This is a genomic window from Nonomuraea sp. MTCD27, from assembly GCF_041950495.1.
Lineage (GTDB): Bacteria > Actinomycetota > Actinomycetes > Streptosporangiales > Streptosporangiaceae > Nonomuraea.
Genome location: NZ_JBGNUW010000001.1, coordinates 173,616 through 187,135 on the forward strand (window position 1 = coordinate 173,616; position 13,520 = coordinate 187,135).

Here is a 13,520-nt window from a genome sequence, read left to right on the forward strand (position 1 = left end):
TCCTGGAACCTCCCTATGCCCTTGGCATCCGGGGCCCCGCGCCCCATCATCAATCAGCGAGCCGCCGCATCGATCAGCGGGTCTTCGCCAGCGTCCGCTTCCTCGAGGCGTAGATGTCGTCGATCAGCCCGTAGGTCCGCGCCTGCTCGGCCGTGAAGATGCGATCCCGCTCGATGTCCTTCCTGATCTCCAGCACGCCCCTGCCGGAGTGCCGGGCCAGGATCTCCTCCTGCTGGTCGCGCATCCGCAGGATCTCCCTGGCGTGGATCTCCAGGTCGCTGCCCTGCCCGCGCCCGCCCTCGGCGTGCGGCTGGTGCAGCAGCACGCGGGAGTGCGGCAGCGCCGCCCGCTTGCCCGGCGTGCCCGCCGCCAGCAGCACGGCCGCCGCCGAGGCCGCCTCACCGATGCAGACCGTGTGGATCTCGGGCCGGACGAACTGCATCGTGTCGTAGATGGCCGTCATCGCCGTGAACGACCCGCCAGGCGAGTTGATGTAGATGTTGATGTCCTGGTCGGGGTCGAGCGACTCCAGCGTCAGCAACTGCGCCATCACGTCGTTGGCGACGGTGTCGTCGATCGGCGCCGCCAGGAACACCACCCGGTCCTCGAACAGCTTGTTGTACGGGTTCATCTCCTTGATGCCGTAGGAGGTGCGCTCCGTGAACGTCGGCAGCACGTATCGGCCGGACATGTCAGTTCATCCCTTCTGCGATGTGGTCGACGATCCCGTATTCCAGCGCCTGCTGGGCGGTGAACCAGCGGTCGCGGTCGGAGTCTTCCTGGATGCGCTCCAGCGGCTGGCCCGTGTGGTGCGCGATGATCTCGGCCATCCGCCGCTTGGTGTAGAGCATGTTCTCGGCCTGGATCTGGATGTCGGTGGCCGAGCCGCCGATGCCGCCCAGCGGCTGGTGCATGACGATGCGGGCGTTGGGCAGGGCGAAGCGCTTGCCCTTCGCGCCCGCCGACAGCAGCACCTGACCCATCGAGGCGGCGAATCCCATCGCCACCGTCTGCACGTCGCACGGAATGAACTGCATCATGTCGTAGAGCGCCATCCCCGCTTGCACGGAACCGCCCGGTGAATTGATGTAAAGCGTTATGTCGCGCCTGGGGTCCTCGGCCGCCAGCAAAAGCAGCTCCCCGCAGAGCCGGTTGCAAATCTCGTCGTCGACCTCCTGGCCGAGCACGACGATGCGCTCCTTCAGCAGGCGGTGGCTGAGCTGGTCAGGCCAAGGTGCGCGCTGTGTCTCCGTCATGACGGACGCCTTTCTGTGCGGGTATTTCTGTGAAAAACGCTAGCCCCGGCGGCCGTGAATTATGGAATCTTTTCGCTGGCGGCGCATTTCTCTAAGGGCGCATTACTCCGTCAGCGAATTTTTATCGACATACAATCGCGGATGTGAGAAGGAACCTCCCGCGCCGGTGGGCGTGCCTCATCCTGGGCGGGGCGCTGCTGATGCCGTACATGATGGTCGGCGTGCTGATCTCGGGCATGGTGCGCGGCGAGTCGGCCAACCTGCTGCTGCCGGCCCAGGTGGGCGTGTTCGCCGCGGTGCTGCCCGTGGTGGCGATGACCGGGCTGTTCCTGCCGGTGCGGGGGCTGGTGGTGAGCGCGGCGCAGGGCCTGCTCGGGGCGCGCGTCGAGACCCCGCCGCGGCAGGCCGGACGGTCCTGGCAGGAGCGGCGGCGCACCGCCGCCTGGTTCACGCTGCACCTGGGCGTCGGCGGCGTGGTCAGCGGCTGCACGCTGGCGATCGTGCCGTTCACGCTGTTCACGCTCGTACTGCCGTTCACGGGGCGGACGACGCCGGTGCTCGGGTTCCTGATCACGCCGGGGTGGGTCGCGGTGTGGTGGGCGGTGGGCGGGGTGGCGCTGCTCGGCGCGCTGGTCGCCATGGCCGCCGGGGCGGGCGAACTGCTGGCCCGGCTGGCCCCGGTCCTGCTCGGCCCCACCCCCGGCGAGCGGCTGGCCGCCGCCGAGGAGCACGCCCGCGCGCTGGCCGAGCGCAACCGGCTGGCCCGCGAGCTGCACGACTCGGTCGGGCACGCGCTCAGCGTCGTCACCCTGCAGGCCGCCGCGGCCGGCCGGGTCCTCGACCGCGACCCGGCCACTGCCAGGACCGCGCTGGCCGCCATCGAACAGTCGGCCCGCGCCGCCCTGGACGACCTCGACCACGTCCTCGGCGTCCTGCGCGCGAACGACCGGCGCGGTGCAACCGACCACCGCCCAGACGGTCCCCCCGCCCGCACAACGAGCGGCACGGCCGGCCACCACGCAAAAGGCCACCCAGGCGGCACAACGGGCGGCGTGATGGGCGGCACGACGGGCGGCACGACGGGCGGCGCGGCGAGCGGCGCGGCGGGGGGCCGCGATGCGGAAGGCTCGGGCCGCTGGGCGGGTGCGGAGGATCGCGATGCCCGCCGGGTGCCGCGGGCGACGCTGGCCGATCTCGGTGGGCTCGTCGCGGCCTCCGGCGCCGAGGTGCGCCAGGAGGTGGGTGACCTGTCCGGGGTGCCCGCCGTGGTGTCCCGGGAGGCGTACCGCATCCTGCAGGAGGCGCTCACCAACGCCATCAAGCACGGCCACGGCCCCGTACGCCTGACCGCCGCCGTCCGTGGCGGCGACCTGCGACTGGAGGTGAGCAACCCGCACGATGGCACCCGACCCCGCAGGGAGAGCGCGCGGGTCGGGGGCAGGGGGGTGGCGGGGATGCGGGAGCGGGTCCGGCTGCTGCGCGGCGAGCTGGAGGCCGGGCCCACCGAGGCCGGGTGGCGGGTGGCCGTGCGGCTGCCGCTACGGTCGAGCCCATGACACTCAGAGTCGTGATCGCCGACGACGAGGACCTCGTCCGCGCCGGCCTGCGCATCATCCTCGACGCCGAGCCGGACCTGAGCGTCGTCGGGGAGGCCGCCGACGGCGCCGCCGTCATCCCCGTGGTGCGCCGCGAGCGGCCCGACGTCGTCCTCATGGACGTACGCATGCCCGCCCTCGACGGCATCCGCGCCACCGAGCTGCTGCTCACCCTGGACGAGCCGCCCAAGGTGCTGGTGGTGACCACGTTCGAGAACGACGACCACGTCTACGACGCGCTGCGCGCCGGCGCCAGCGGCTTCCTGCTCAAGCGCACCCGCCCGGACGACCTGGCCCAGGCGGTACGGCTGGTCGCGGCGGGCGAGTCGCTGCTGTTCCCCGCCGCGATCCGGACGCTGGCCGGCCGCCGCCCCCAGGGCACCGCCCGCGTGCCCGGCATCGACCGGCTGACCGGGCGCGAGGGCGACGTCCTGCGCCTGATGACCAGGGGCCTGTCGAACCAGGAGATCGCCGCCGAGCTGGTCGTCAGCCAGGAGACGGTCAAGACGCACGTGGGCAACGTGCTGGCCAAGCTCGGCGCGCGCGACCGCACCCAGGCGGTGATCGCCGCGTACGAATCCGGCTTCGTCTCCCCCACCGCCTAAGGACGCACGCCACCGCGCCGCAACAGCTCGGCGGCGGGCAGCAGGGTCGCCTCCGCCGCGCTCAGCCCGGTGACGGCCAGGGCCCGGTCGACCAGGCTCAGCCCCACCGCATATCCCGCCATGTCGGGAATGCCCCGCGGCTCCTGCCCGAAGTTGCGCACGGCGCTGTCGCCCAGCACGTACGCCGGCGTGTTCTGCATCCCCTGCAGGTCGAAGTCGGCCATGATCCGCTCGTGGGCCCGCTCGAACGCCTCCCCCGTCACCATCGACGACCACGGCCCCATCGCCTCGGCCCCCGACAGCTCCCGGACGAACGCCTCCGCCAGCCCCTCGGCCACCACGTGCTCCCCGACGGTCACGGTCACCGGGTTCCACTCCACGTTGGTGTAACGCACGTTGTGGTGGAACTCGTGCACCGCGAGATGCCCGATCCGGCCGATCACCTCCGGCGAGGGCCAGGCCAGCAGGTAGAGCCAGCCGGGCGCGCCACCCATGCCGTAGTAGCCGCCCGTGGTCGTCATCAGGTGCTCGTCGTCGGGATTGCCCATCACGAACATGACCTGCAGCGAATCGGCCTGCTTGGCCCCGCCCAGCCGCTCGGAGGCGCGGGTCAGCTCGCGCCGCACCTGCCCGAGCACGTCGGCCTCGATCATGCGGCGCACGGCCGGCAGGTAGCGGGGGTCGTCGGCGTCGACGCGGAAGCCGCCGCCCTGGTGGTGGATGTCGACGATGTCGCCGGGCACCGGGATGACCTCGCGCATGGGCGCCAGGAGCTCCCGCAGCGCGTCGGGCCGGCGCTCGACCGGCTGCTCCAGCAGCTCGGCCATCGCCGTGAGGGTGTCGTGAACGATGAATTCCATGCCGCGGACGCTAAAGCCTCCCGTTACGTGAGGCTCAACCGGATATCGTCACAGCGGCGATTCGTCGCCCGGGTCCTCCCCCGGCGACCGGCCGGGCGTGCTCTGCCCGCTGTCGGTCGGCGACGGTGACTGCGACGGCGAGGGCTGCGGCACGGGCGTCTCCGGCGTCGGCGGCGGCGTCGGCACGAACACCGTCGGCGGCAGCTGCCTGGGCTGCGGCTCGCTGTCCTGCCGCCCGAGCAGCAGCAACAGCAGGATCGTCGTCACCAGCAGGAGCAGCAGCACCAGCACCAGCGCCGCCAGCAGCACCCGCTTGCGCGTCTCGGTCGGCGGCCGGCGCCGCCTCGTCGGCCCCGGCAGCGCGGGCGCCCGATCGGTCAGCCAGTACGGTACGAAGTCCGGCCCGTGCGCCTCCCCGATGAACGTCCCGCCCACCATGACCGGCTCCAGGAACCACTCGGCCCCCGTCCGCCCCGGCGCGTACGGCACCGCCACCCACGGCGCGGGCCCGGCGTGGAAGTCCAGCACCTCCGGCACGCCGTCCAGCACCGCGCCCCGCGGCCGGCCCGGACGCCCCAGCCAGGCGCGCATCCCGGACCGCTCCCGCCCGCCGGCCTCCCTGACGGCGGTGATGAACCGGTCGCGCGCCGCGGCGTCGTACGCGGCGCCTCTCGTCAGCACGGCCAGCGACACGGCGCGCCCGTCCGGCGCCTGGCCCAGGTACACGAATCCGGCCGGCGCCGTGTGCAGGCGGGCCTGCACCGCGTAGGGCCCCAGCCGGGGTGGATCACCGTACTGCAGGGGACTTGCCACGTTTGCCATGAAAGCACAGACGTGGCGTCGTGCACGTTTGCGGCGCGTTTGGTGGAATGGCGTCATGAGCGTCGCCGAAGAGTTGCCAGGCGGAAACGATGCGGCTCTGCTGCGTCAGAGTCTCGACGAGGTCCGGCGTGTCATCGTCGGGCAGGACCACATGGTCGAAAGGCTCGTCGTGGCCCTGCTGGCGCGCGGGCACTGCCTGCTCGAAGGAGTGCCGGGCGTCGCCAAGACCCTCGCCGCCTCCACCCTGGCCACCGTCGTGGGCGGCACGTTCGCCCGGATCCAGTTCACCCCCGACCTCGTGCCGAGCGACATCGTCGGCACCCGCGTCTTCCACCCCTCCAACGAGAAGTTCGACGTCGAGCTCGGCCCCGTGTTCGTCAACTTCCTGCTGGCCGACGAGATCAACCGCGCCCCCGCCAAGGTCCAGTCCGCGCTGCTGGAGGTGATGGCCGAGCGCCAGGTCACGCTGGCCGGCGTCACCCACCCGCTGCCCAAGCCGTTCATCGTGCTGGCCACCCAGAACCCCATCGAGTCCGAGGGCGTCTACCCCCTGCCCGAGGTGCAGCGCGACCGGTTCCTGTTCCGCGTGCGGGTGCCGCACCCCAGCGCCCACGAGGAGCTGGAGATCCTGCACCGCATGAGCGTCACCCCGCCGGTCGCCGATCGCGTGCTCGACCCCGCCAAGCTGCTTGCCCTCCAGGAGGCGGCCGAGCAGGTCTCGGTGCACCAGCTCGTCGCCGACTACGTGGTACGGCTGGTCATGTCCACCCGCACCCCCGCCGAGTACGGCCTGACCGAGCTCGGCGAGACGATCGAGATCGGCGTCAGCCCCCGCGCCACCCTGGGCCTGGTCTCGGCCGGCCGGGCGCTGGCCCTGCTGCGCGGCCGCGACTACCTGCTGCCCGACGACGTACGCGACGTCGCCGTGGACGTCATGTCCCACCGGCTGATGCTCACCTTCGACGCCCTGGCCGACGGCGTCGACCCCGAGCAGGTCGTCAAGCAGATCCTGCAGGCGGTCCCCCCGCCCCTCGTCGTCTGGAACCAGAGCCGTTGACGGCCCGGGAGCGAACCCGACGCGGTGAGCGAAGCGGACGCGCGAGGGACGAGTGCGGCCGCGTGGCGAACGAGGAGCTGGTGAGCGACCGATGAGCACAGCTGAGCAGGCCCTGCGGCGGCTGGAGCTCACCGTCACCCGCCGCCTCGACGGGCTGCTGCACGGCGCTCACCAGGGCCTGCTGCCCGGCACCGGCAGCGAGGCCGGCGACAGCCGCGTCTACGTGCCCGGCGAGGACGACGTGCGCCGCATGGACTGGGCGGTGACCGCCCGCACGACCATCCCCCACGTACGCGACCTCATCGCCGACCGCGAGCTGGAGACCTGGGCGCTGGCCGACCTGTCGCCCAGCATGGACTTCGGCACCGCCGACACCGACAAGCGCGACCTGGTGGTGGCCGCCGTCGGCGCGATCGGGTTCCTGTCCAGCCGCATGGGCGACCGGTTCGGCGCGCTGGTCCTGCACGACGAGTACGTGCACCGCATGCCCGCCCGCACCGGCCGCCCCGCCCTGTACGGCCTGCTGCACTCCCTCATGGACGCCCCCCGCGGCCGGATCGTGGACGACCCGCCCGACCTGGCCGAGGGCATCGAGGTGCTGTCGGCCACCCGCAGGCGGCGCGGCATGCGGCTGATCGTCTCCGACTTCCTCGACGCCGAGCCCGACCTCGACCCCGACGCCGAACGCCCCTGGGAGCGCCCCATCAGGCGCCTGGCGGCCCGCCACCAGGTGCTGGCCGTCGAGGTCATCGACCCCCGCGAGCTCGAGCTGCCCGACGTGGGCCGCGTCGCGTTCGCCGACCCCGAGACCGGGAAAGTACGCGAAGTGCACCTTTCGCCCAAGATTCGGCATGCGTACGCGGAGGCGGCCGCCCTGCAGCGCGAGGGCACCCGCCTGGCCCTCCGCCGCGCCGGCATCGCCCACCTCGTCCTGCGCACCGACCGCGACTGGGTGTTCGACGTCGCGCAGTTCGTCCTGCGCCAGCGTCGAATGAGCCACCTCGCCCACAGGAGACCCACCCCATGACATTCCTGGCCCCCGGCTGGTTGTGGCTGTTCACCCTGGTGCTGTTGCTGGTGGCCGGCTACATCGTGGCCATGTTCGCCCGCCGCCGCTACACCGTGCGCTTCACCAACCTGGCCCTGCTCAACCTGGTCGCCCCCGCCGGCCCCGGCTGGCGCCGCCACGTCGCGCCCGCGCTGTTCCTGGTCATGATGTCGCTGCTGGTCATCGGTGCCGCCAAGCCCGCCGACGAGGTACGCGTGCCACGCGACCGCGCCACCATCATGATCGCCCTGGACGTGTCGCTGTCCATGGACGCCGACGACGTCCAGCCCGACCGCATCAGCGCCGCCAAGGCCGCCGCCCAGGCCTTCGCCCGCGAGCTGCCCGACCGCTTCAACGTGGGCGTGGTCACCTTCGCCCGCTCGGCCAACGTCGTCATCTCCCCCACCACCGACCACCAGGCCGTCATCACCGCCATCGGCAACCTCACCACCCGCCCCGGCACCGCGATCGGCGAGGCCGTCTTCAACTCGCTCGACTCGCTGCGCTCGTTCGACCAGCAGGCCGCCACCGACCCGCCGCCGGCCGCCATCGTGCTGCTGTCCGACGGCGACAACACCTCCGGCCGGTCGGTCAACGAGGCCATCGAGGCCGCCCAGCAGGCGCGCGTGCCGGTCTCCACGATCGCGTACGGCACCCAGGAGGGCACCGTCAACATCGACGGCAGGCCCGTGAACGTGCCGGTCAACAAGCAGACGCTGCAGTCGCTGTCCGACGGCACCAGCGGGCGCGCCTACACCGCCGAGTCCGGCAGCGAGCTGCGCGAGGTCTACGAGCAGATCGGCACCTCGCTCGGCTACAAGCTGGTCAACCAAGAGGTCACCCAGTGGTTCATCGTGGCCGCGATCCTGGCCGGGCTGCTGGTGTCCGGTGCCGCGGTCCTGTTCGGTTCCCGGATCCCGTAACGTTTGGCGACGTGGCGCACTACTTCTCCGAGCGGCCGGACACCGCGAGCAGGCCGGGGTCGGTCGATCTCGTCCTGCCCGACCTGCACCTGCGGCTGGAGACCGACAGCGGCGTGTTCTCCCCCGAGCGGGTCGACGTCGGCACGCGCGTGCTGCTGGAGAGCGTCCCGCCGCCGCCGCAGGAGGGCGACCTGCTCGACCTCGGCTGCGGCTACGGGCCGATCGCGCTGACCATGGCCTCGCGGGCGCCCGGGGCGACCGTGTGGGCCGTCGATGTGAACCGGCGCAGCCTGGAGCTCACCGAGCGGAACGCCCAGGCCGCGCGCCTTTACAAAGTAAGGTCAGTTCATGTCGATGATGTGCCAGATGAAGTGAAATTTCGGGCCATCTGGTCTAATCCTGCGATCCGAATTGGGAAGCAGGCCCTGCACGACATGCTCACCAGGTGGCTCACCCGGCTGACGCCCGACGGCGTGGCCTACCTGGTCGTCCAGAAACACCTCGGCTCGGACTCCCTGCAGCGCTGGCTCGGCGAGCAGGGCTGGCAGGCCTCCCGCGAGGCCAGCCGGGCCGCCTACCGCATCCTGAAGGTGACCCGATGAGAAGGCAGCTGCGCCCCACCGACGTCAAGCGGCTCAACCGCACCTGGCGCAGGAACACCGGAAACCGCCTCGGCCTGATCATCGAGTCGGTCACCGGCCCGTTCAACATCGGCTCGATCTTCCGCAGCGCCGCCGCGTTCGGCGTGGACGAGGTCTGGCTGGCGGGCAACGCCACCCCGCCCACCAACCCCAAGGCGGGCAAGACCGCGCTGGGCACCGAGCGGCTGGTCACCTGGCACGAGGCGATCCCGGCCACCGAGGCGGTCAAGGCGGCCAGGGAGAGCGGCTTCACGGTGCTGGCCATCGAGCTGACCGCCGAGGCCGTGCCGCTGCACCGCGCCGACCTCGGCCGCGACGTGTGCCTGGTGGTCGGCAGCGAGGACCACGGCTGCTCCCCCGCCCTGCTCGACGCCGTGGACGGCGCCTGCTACATCCCTCAGGTCGGCCGGGTGGGCTCGTTCAACGTCGCCGTCGCCGCAGCCATCGCGCTGGCGGAGGCCCGGCGCCAGGAGTGGGAGAATCTCCCCGATTCGTAACCGAACCGTTTACCAGGGAAGGGCATACTTCAGGACGTGCTGAGCCGCCGATTCGCCTTCCTCGACCACCCGGGCCCGCTTGCCTTCGCCCACCGCGGAGGCGCGTCGGAGGGCGCGGAGAACTCCGCCGCGGCCTTCGAGCGGGCGGTGGCGCTCGGCTACACCCACCTGGAGACAGACGCGCACGCCACCGCCGACGGCGTGCTGCTGGCCTTCCACGACCACACGCTCGACCGCGTGACCGACCGGCGTGGCCGCATCTCCGAGCTGCCCTACCGGGCGGTCAGGCGGGCCCGCATCGGCGGGGTGCACGAGATCCCGCTGCTGGAGGACCTGCTCGGCACCTGGCCGGAGGTCCGCTTCAACATCGACGTCAAGGAGGCGGCCGCCATCGCGCCGCTGGCCGAGGCGATCAGGCGGACCAACTCCTACGACCGGATCTGCCTGACCTCCTTCTCCGACGAGCGCCTGGTGCTGGCCAGGGCGGCGCTGGGCAAGGAGGTGTGCTCGGCGCTGGGGCCGCGCGGGGTCGCCGCGCTCCGGGCCGCCGCGGCCACCTCCGGCTACGGCCGCCTGCTGGCCCGCCTGTCGCGGGCCGGGGTGCCGTGCGCGCAGGTGCCGGTGGGCTTCCGCGGGCTGCGCGTCACCACCGGGCGCCTGATCCGCACCGCGCACGCCATCGGCATGCAGGTGCACGTGTGGACGATCAACGACACCGCCCGCATGGAGCAGCTGCTCGACCTGGGCGTGGACGGCATCATGACCGACAACGTCACCGGCCTGCGCGACGTGCTCGATCGCCGCGGCCTGTGGCATCCCGGCCGCATGGCGGCCTGACGGCCGTACCGGCCCGGACAAGAGCATCCCCCCGACGCCCCCGCCGCATAGGAGCGACACCACATCATGCCCGTACCCGCACCCCCCGCGGCCCTCGACGACTCCCCCGGCGCGCGCCGGCGCGAGCAGCGTGGCTGGTACTTCTACGACTGGGCCAACTCCGCCTTCTACACCACGGTCATCTCGGTCTTCCTCGGCCCGTACCTCATCCCGGTCGCCAAGACCGCGGCCTGCGCCAAGGACTTCGCGAACGTGGCCTCCGCCACGTGCGTCGACACCTTCGACCAGCTGGCCGCCGCCAACCCGGGCCTGGGGTACGTCGACGTGCTCGGCGCCGACATCAGGCCGGCCGCGTACTTCGGGCTGATCACGACCGTCGCGGTGTTCCTGCAGATCCTCTTCCTGCCGATCGTGGGCGCCCTGGCCGACCACACCGGCCGCAAGCGGGAGATGCTCGGCGGCTTCGCCTACGTCGGCGCGCTGGCCACCATGGGCCTGTTCTTCGTCGAGGGCGACCGCTACCTGCTGGGCGGGGTGCTGTTCGTCCTGGCCAACCTGGCCTACGGCTCGTCGGTCGTGGTCTACGACTCGTTCCTGCCGCAGATCTCCACCTCCGCCGAGCGCGACGGGGTGTCCTCGCGCGGCTGGGCCGTCGGCTACCTGGGCGGCGGGCTGCTGCTGGCCCTCAACCTGGTGCTCTTCCTCCAGCACGACAGCCTGGGCCTGAGCGAGGGCATGGCGGTGCGGATCTGCATGATGTCGGCGGGCCTGTGGTGGGCCACGTTCACCATCATCCCGCTGCTGCGGCTGCGCAACCGGCCCGTGCCGGCGCACGAGAGCACGGCGCTGCGCTCGGTCGGGGGCAGCTTCCGCCAGCTCGGCCGCACCCTGTCCGAGCTGCGCCGCTACCCGCTGACGCTGCTGTTCCTGGTGGCGTACCTGGTCTACAACGACGGCGTGCAGACGGTCATCGGCAACAGCGCGGCCTTCGCCTCCGAGGCGCTCAAGCTGGACCAGACCGTGCAGATCACGGCGATCCTCATGGTGCAGTTCGTGGCGTTCTTCGGCGCGCTGCTGCTCGGATGGCTGGCGCGCGGCTTCGGGACCAAGCGGACGGTGCTGGCCAGCCTGGTGGTGTGGACGGCGATCGTGTCCATGGCCATGTTCGTCGCCGAGGGGCAGGCGCTGCAGTTCTACCTGATGGCGTTCGCGATCGCGATCGTGCTGGGCGGCACGCAGGCGCTGTCGCGCTCGCTGTTCTCGCAGGTGATCCCGAAGGGGCGGGAGGCCGAGTACTTCAGCCTGCTGCAGATCAGCGACAAGGGCTCGGCGTTCATCGGCTCGCTGACGATCACGATCACGCTGCAGTTCACCAACAGCTACCGCACCGCGATCCTCTCCATGATCATCTTCTTCGTGATCGGCTTCGTGCTGCTGGCCATGACGAACCTGCCCAAGGCCATCCGCGCGGCCGGCAACGAGGTGCCCGAGCGGGTCTGAGCACCCGCTCGGCGCCCGGGGCGTCGCGGAGCCGGCCACGCGAGGCCCGGCCTGGGAACAGCCGGCAGAGCTCGGGGTCAGAGCTCGGCGGCCAGGAGCATCGTGCCGGGACCCTGGGCCGCTCCGGGGCCGGGCACGGCCGTCACCGTGTCCGCCGTGGCCTCGCCCCCGCAGTGCGGGCACGTCACGACGGGGGTGAAGCGCTCGCCGCAGGAGTGCACCAGCACCGCGGGCGGCCCGCCGGGCGGCGTGGCCCAGCGGTCGCCCCAGGCCATCAGCGTCATCAGCGCGGGCACGATGTCGCGCCCCGCCTCCGTCAGCACGTATTCGTGGCGCGGCGGCCGCTCCTGGTAGGGCCGCTTCTCGATCACCCCTGCCGCGATCAGGTGCTCCAGGCGGCGGGTCAGCAGGTTGCGCGAGATCCCCAGATCCTCCGCCAGGTCGTCGAACCTGCGCAGCCCCAGGAACACGTCGCGCAGGATCAGCGGCGTCCACGGCTCGGCGACGACGCCGGCGGCGTGGGCGATGGAGCAGTGCATCTCACCGAACCTGTTCATGGACCCCAGAATAGTGGGTTGATAAAGTGAACCCATGTCAGTTCACATTCAGGACTCACCCGCCCTGGCGTACCGGCGGGCCGGCGAGGCGCACGACCTCGACGCGCTCATGGCCACGCTCGCCGACGACGTCGTCTTCCACTCCCCGCTCAGCGCGGGGGCCGAGTTCCGGGGCAAGGAGCAGGCACGGGAGCTGTTCTCCGTCGTGCTGGACGTGCTGTCCGACATGCGCTACCTGACCGACGTCGGGGACGAGCGGACGCGGGCGCTGACGGCGACCGCCCGGCTGGGCCGGATGGAGCTCCACGAGGCGGCCGTCCTCGAGATGGGCGAGGACGGGCTGATCAAGGAGATCACCCTGTGGATCAGGCCCCTCCCGGCCCTGACGACGATGATGGCCGCGCTCGGCCCCGGCCTGGCCAGAGCCACCGGCCGGCCCGCCCTCGCGCTGCTGGTCGGCGCCGCCGTCAAGCCGCTGGCGGCGATGACCAGGTTCGGCGACCGGACCCTGGTCCCCCTCGTGACCCGCGGGCGCCGGTAAGCGGCAATCCAAAGCGAGAGCACCGCTCTTGACATCAGTGCACCATAGCGAGAGCATTGCTCTCACAACGCAGCAATGCCCTCTTCAAGGAGCACTGATGGCCCCCCGACTCACCTCCGTGGCCTTCGCCACCGGCGGCATCCTCTTCTTCCTCTATCCCGCGATCCGCCCGTCGGGCGACGACGCCGCCGCCATGGCCTCCACCGCCTGGGTGACCGGGCACGCGGCCGCGATGCTCGGCTTCGTCCTGGTGGGCCTGGCCGTGCTGGGGTTGCACCAGGTGCTCGGTGACCGCCTGTCGCTACGGGCGGCGGTGGTGACGTGGGCGGGCGCGGGCCTGACGCTGCCGTACTACGGGGCCGAGGACTTCGGTCTGTACGTGATCGCGCAGCGCTCCCTGCGCGACGGGACGCCGGCGTTGATGGAACTGGCCGGGGAGTTCAGGTACGGCGTCGTGCCCGTCTCCATGTTCGCCGCGGGGCTCGTGCTGCTCGCCGTCGGCCCGGTCATGGCCGCGGTCTCCGTCTGGCGCTCCGGCACCCTGCCCAGGTGGAGTCTCACGGCGCTGGCGCTGGGATTCGTGCTGTTCATCCCGCAGTTCTTCGGGCCGTACCCGCTGCGCGTCGCCCACGGCGCCCTGATCATGATCGGCGGTCTCTGGGCGGCGGCGGCCCTGTGGCGGGCCGGCGATCGGCGAGCCCTTCGAAGCGCATAACCCCAGGCCCCGCGCCTGATCGCCGATCACGTCAATAACCGAGGCCCCAACCGCGATTGGATCACC

The 13,520-nt window shown here is 71.7% G+C and carries 16 protein-coding genes; 11 read left to right on the forward strand and 5 right to left on the reverse strand.

Annotated elements, in window-relative coordinates:
* Positions 1 to 73: 73 nt before the first annotated feature.
* Entirely contained in the window at positions 74 to 691 is a 618-nt protein-coding gene (locus ACBJ59_RS00905; RefSeq protein WP_375108245.1) for an ATP-dependent Clp protease proteolytic subunit, read from the reverse strand.
* A 1-nt stretch (position 692) separates the two neighbouring features.
* Positions 693 to 1,256 (reverse strand): ClpP family protease, encoded by a 564-nt coding sequence (locus ACBJ59_RS00910; RefSeq protein ID WP_375108246.1) that lies wholly within the window; start codon positions 1,254 to 1,256, stop codon positions 693 to 695.
* A 143-nt stretch (positions 1,257 to 1,399) separates the two neighbouring features.
* Here ACBJ59_RS00910 and ACBJ59_RS00915 point away from each other — a divergent pair, with 143 nt between their 5' ends.
* Together ACBJ59_RS00915 and ACBJ59_RS00920 are read left to right on the forward strand one after the other, a co-directional pair.
* Positions 1,400 to 2,812, forward strand: coding sequence for a sensor histidine kinase (locus ACBJ59_RS00915; protein ID WP_375108247.1), 1,413 nt, complete (start codon positions 1,400 to 1,402; stop codon positions 2,810 to 2,812).
* Positions 2,809 to 3,456, forward strand: coding sequence for a response regulator (locus ACBJ59_RS00920; protein ID WP_375108248.1), 648 nt, complete (start codon positions 2,809 to 2,811; stop codon positions 3,454 to 3,456). The genes ACBJ59_RS00915 and ACBJ59_RS00920 overlap by 4 nt, the downstream gene beginning before the upstream one ends.
* On the opposite strand, the gene ACBJ59_RS00925 is transcribed toward ACBJ59_RS00920, so the two are convergent.
* The gene (locus ACBJ59_RS00925; RefSeq protein ID WP_375108249.1) at positions 3,453 to 4,316 is read right to left on the reverse strand and encodes a DUF2268 domain-containing protein; all 864 of its coding nucleotides are present in this window, start codon (positions 4,314 to 4,316) and stop codon (positions 3,453 to 3,455) included. The two genes, ACBJ59_RS00920 and ACBJ59_RS00925, sit on opposite strands and share 4 nt — an antisense overlap.
* Before the next feature lie 48 nt (positions 4,317 to 4,364).
* The gene (locus tag ACBJ59_RS00930; protein WP_375108250.1) at positions 4,365 to 5,138 is read right to left on the reverse strand and encodes a hypothetical protein; all 774 of its coding nucleotides are present in this window, start codon (positions 5,136 to 5,138) and stop codon (positions 4,365 to 4,367) included.
* 55 nt (positions 5,139 to 5,193) lie between these two features.
* Between ACBJ59_RS00930 and ACBJ59_RS00935 the strand changes: the two genes are divergently transcribed.
* The 7 genes from ACBJ59_RS00935 (at position 5,194) to ACBJ59_RS00965 (ending at position 11,641) form a co-directional block, all read left to right on the forward strand.
* Positions 5,194 to 6,195, forward strand: a complete 1,002-nt coding sequence (locus ACBJ59_RS00935) for an AAA family ATPase (RefSeq protein WP_364136004.1) — start codon at positions 5,194 to 5,196, stop codon at positions 6,193 to 6,195.
* A gap of 91 nt (positions 6,196 to 6,286) precedes the next feature.
* Positions 6,287 to 7,222, forward strand: a complete 936-nt coding sequence (locus ACBJ59_RS00940) for a DUF58 domain-containing protein (RefSeq protein WP_375108251.1) — start codon at positions 6,287 to 6,289, stop codon at positions 7,220 to 7,222.
* Complete coding sequence (locus tag ACBJ59_RS00945; RefSeq protein WP_375108252.1) at positions 7,219 to 8,166, forward strand: VWA domain-containing protein; 948 nt, start codon at positions 7,219 to 7,221, stop codon at positions 8,164 to 8,166. Before ACBJ59_RS00940 ends, ACBJ59_RS00945 begins: the two co-directional genes overlap by 4 nt.
* A gap of 11 nt (positions 8,167 to 8,177) precedes the next feature.
* The gene (locus tag ACBJ59_RS00950) at positions 8,178 to 8,768 is read left to right on the forward strand and encodes a class I SAM-dependent methyltransferase (RefSeq protein ID WP_375108253.1); all 591 of its coding nucleotides are present in this window, start codon (positions 8,178 to 8,180) and stop codon (positions 8,766 to 8,768) included.
* Entirely contained in the window at positions 8,765 to 9,304 is a 540-nt protein-coding gene (locus ACBJ59_RS00955; protein WP_364136016.1) for a TrmH family RNA methyltransferase, read from the forward strand. The genes ACBJ59_RS00950 and ACBJ59_RS00955 overlap by 4 nt, the downstream gene beginning before the upstream one ends.
* Positions 9,305 to 9,343: 39 nt before the next feature.
* Entirely contained in the window at positions 9,344 to 10,141 is a 798-nt protein-coding gene (locus ACBJ59_RS00960; RefSeq protein ID WP_364136078.1) for a glycerophosphodiester phosphodiesterase family protein, read from the forward strand.
* 66 nt (positions 10,142 to 10,207) lie between these two features.
* Entirely contained in the window at positions 10,208 to 11,641 is a 1,434-nt protein-coding gene (locus ACBJ59_RS00965) for an MFS transporter (protein ID WP_375108254.1), read from the forward strand.
* A 77-nt stretch (positions 11,642 to 11,718) separates the two neighbouring features.
* Here the strand turns inward: ACBJ59_RS00965 and ACBJ59_RS00970 are convergent, their stop codons facing one another.
* A complete protein-coding gene (locus tag ACBJ59_RS00970; RefSeq protein ID WP_375108255.1) occupies positions 11,719 to 12,198 on the reverse strand; it encodes a winged helix-turn-helix transcriptional regulator in 480 nt (159 codons plus the stop codon).
* A gap of 34 nt (positions 12,199 to 12,232) precedes the next feature.
* Here ACBJ59_RS00970 and ACBJ59_RS00975 point away from each other — a divergent pair, with 34 nt between their 5' ends.
* Together ACBJ59_RS00975 and ACBJ59_RS00980 are read left to right on the forward strand one after the other, a co-directional pair.
* The gene (locus ACBJ59_RS00975; RefSeq protein ID WP_375108256.1) at positions 12,233 to 12,739 is read left to right on the forward strand and encodes a nuclear transport factor 2 family protein; all 507 of its coding nucleotides are present in this window, start codon (positions 12,233 to 12,235) and stop codon (positions 12,737 to 12,739) included.
* Between the two features lie 97 nt (positions 12,740 to 12,836).
* Complete coding sequence (locus ACBJ59_RS00980; RefSeq protein ID WP_375108257.1) at positions 12,837 to 13,454, forward strand: hypothetical protein; 618 nt, start codon at positions 12,837 to 12,839, stop codon at positions 13,452 to 13,454.
* Positions 13,455 to 13,520: the final 66 nt, after the last annotated feature.

Bases quoted from the DNA above. Each gene is read 5' to 3' on its own strand.
- ACBJ59_RS00905 (WP_375108245.1), bottom strand. From the start codon at position 691: ATGTCCGGCCGATACGTGCTGCCGACGTTCACGGAGCGCACCTCCTAC.
- ACBJ59_RS00910 (WP_375108246.1), bottom strand. From the start codon at position 1,256: ATGACGGAGACACAGCGCGCACCTTGGCCTGACCAGCTCAGCCACCGC.
- ACBJ59_RS00920 (WP_375108248.1), top strand. From the start codon at position 2,809: ATGACACTCAGAGTCGTGATCGCCGACGACGAGGACCTCGTCCGCGCC.
- ACBJ59_RS00925 (WP_375108249.1), bottom strand. From the start codon at position 4,316: ATGGAATTCATCGTTCACGACACCCTCACGGCGATGGCCGAGCTGCTG.
- ACBJ59_RS00930 (WP_375108250.1), bottom strand. From the start codon at position 5,138: ATGGCAAACGTGGCAAGTCCCCTGCAGTACGGTGATCCACCCCGGCTG.
- ACBJ59_RS00935 (WP_364136004.1), top strand. From the start codon at position 5,194: ATGAGCGTCGCCGAAGAGTTGCCAGGCGGAAACGATGCGGCTCTGCTG.
- ACBJ59_RS00940 (WP_375108251.1), top strand. From the start codon at position 6,287: ATGAGCACAGCTGAGCAGGCCCTGCGGCGGCTGGAGCTCACCGTCACC.
- ACBJ59_RS00945 (WP_375108252.1), top strand. From the start codon at position 7,219: ATGACATTCCTGGCCCCCGGCTGGTTGTGGCTGTTCACCCTGGTGCTG.
- ACBJ59_RS00955 (WP_364136016.1), top strand. From the start codon at position 8,765: ATGAGAAGGCAGCTGCGCCCCACCGACGTCAAGCGGCTCAACCGCACC.
- ACBJ59_RS00965 (WP_375108254.1), top strand. From the start codon at position 10,208: ATGCCCGTACCCGCACCCCCCGCGGCCCTCGACGACTCCCCCGGCGCG.
- ACBJ59_RS00970 (WP_375108255.1), bottom strand. From the start codon at position 12,198: ATGAACAGGTTCGGTGAGATGCACTGCTCCATCGCCCACGCCGCCGGC.
- ACBJ59_RS00975 (WP_375108256.1), top strand. From the start codon at position 12,233: ATGTCAGTTCACATTCAGGACTCACCCGCCCTGGCGTACCGGCGGGCC.
- ACBJ59_RS00980 (WP_375108257.1), top strand. From the start codon at position 12,837: ATGGCCCCCCGACTCACCTCCGTGGCCTTCGCCACCGGCGGCATCCTC.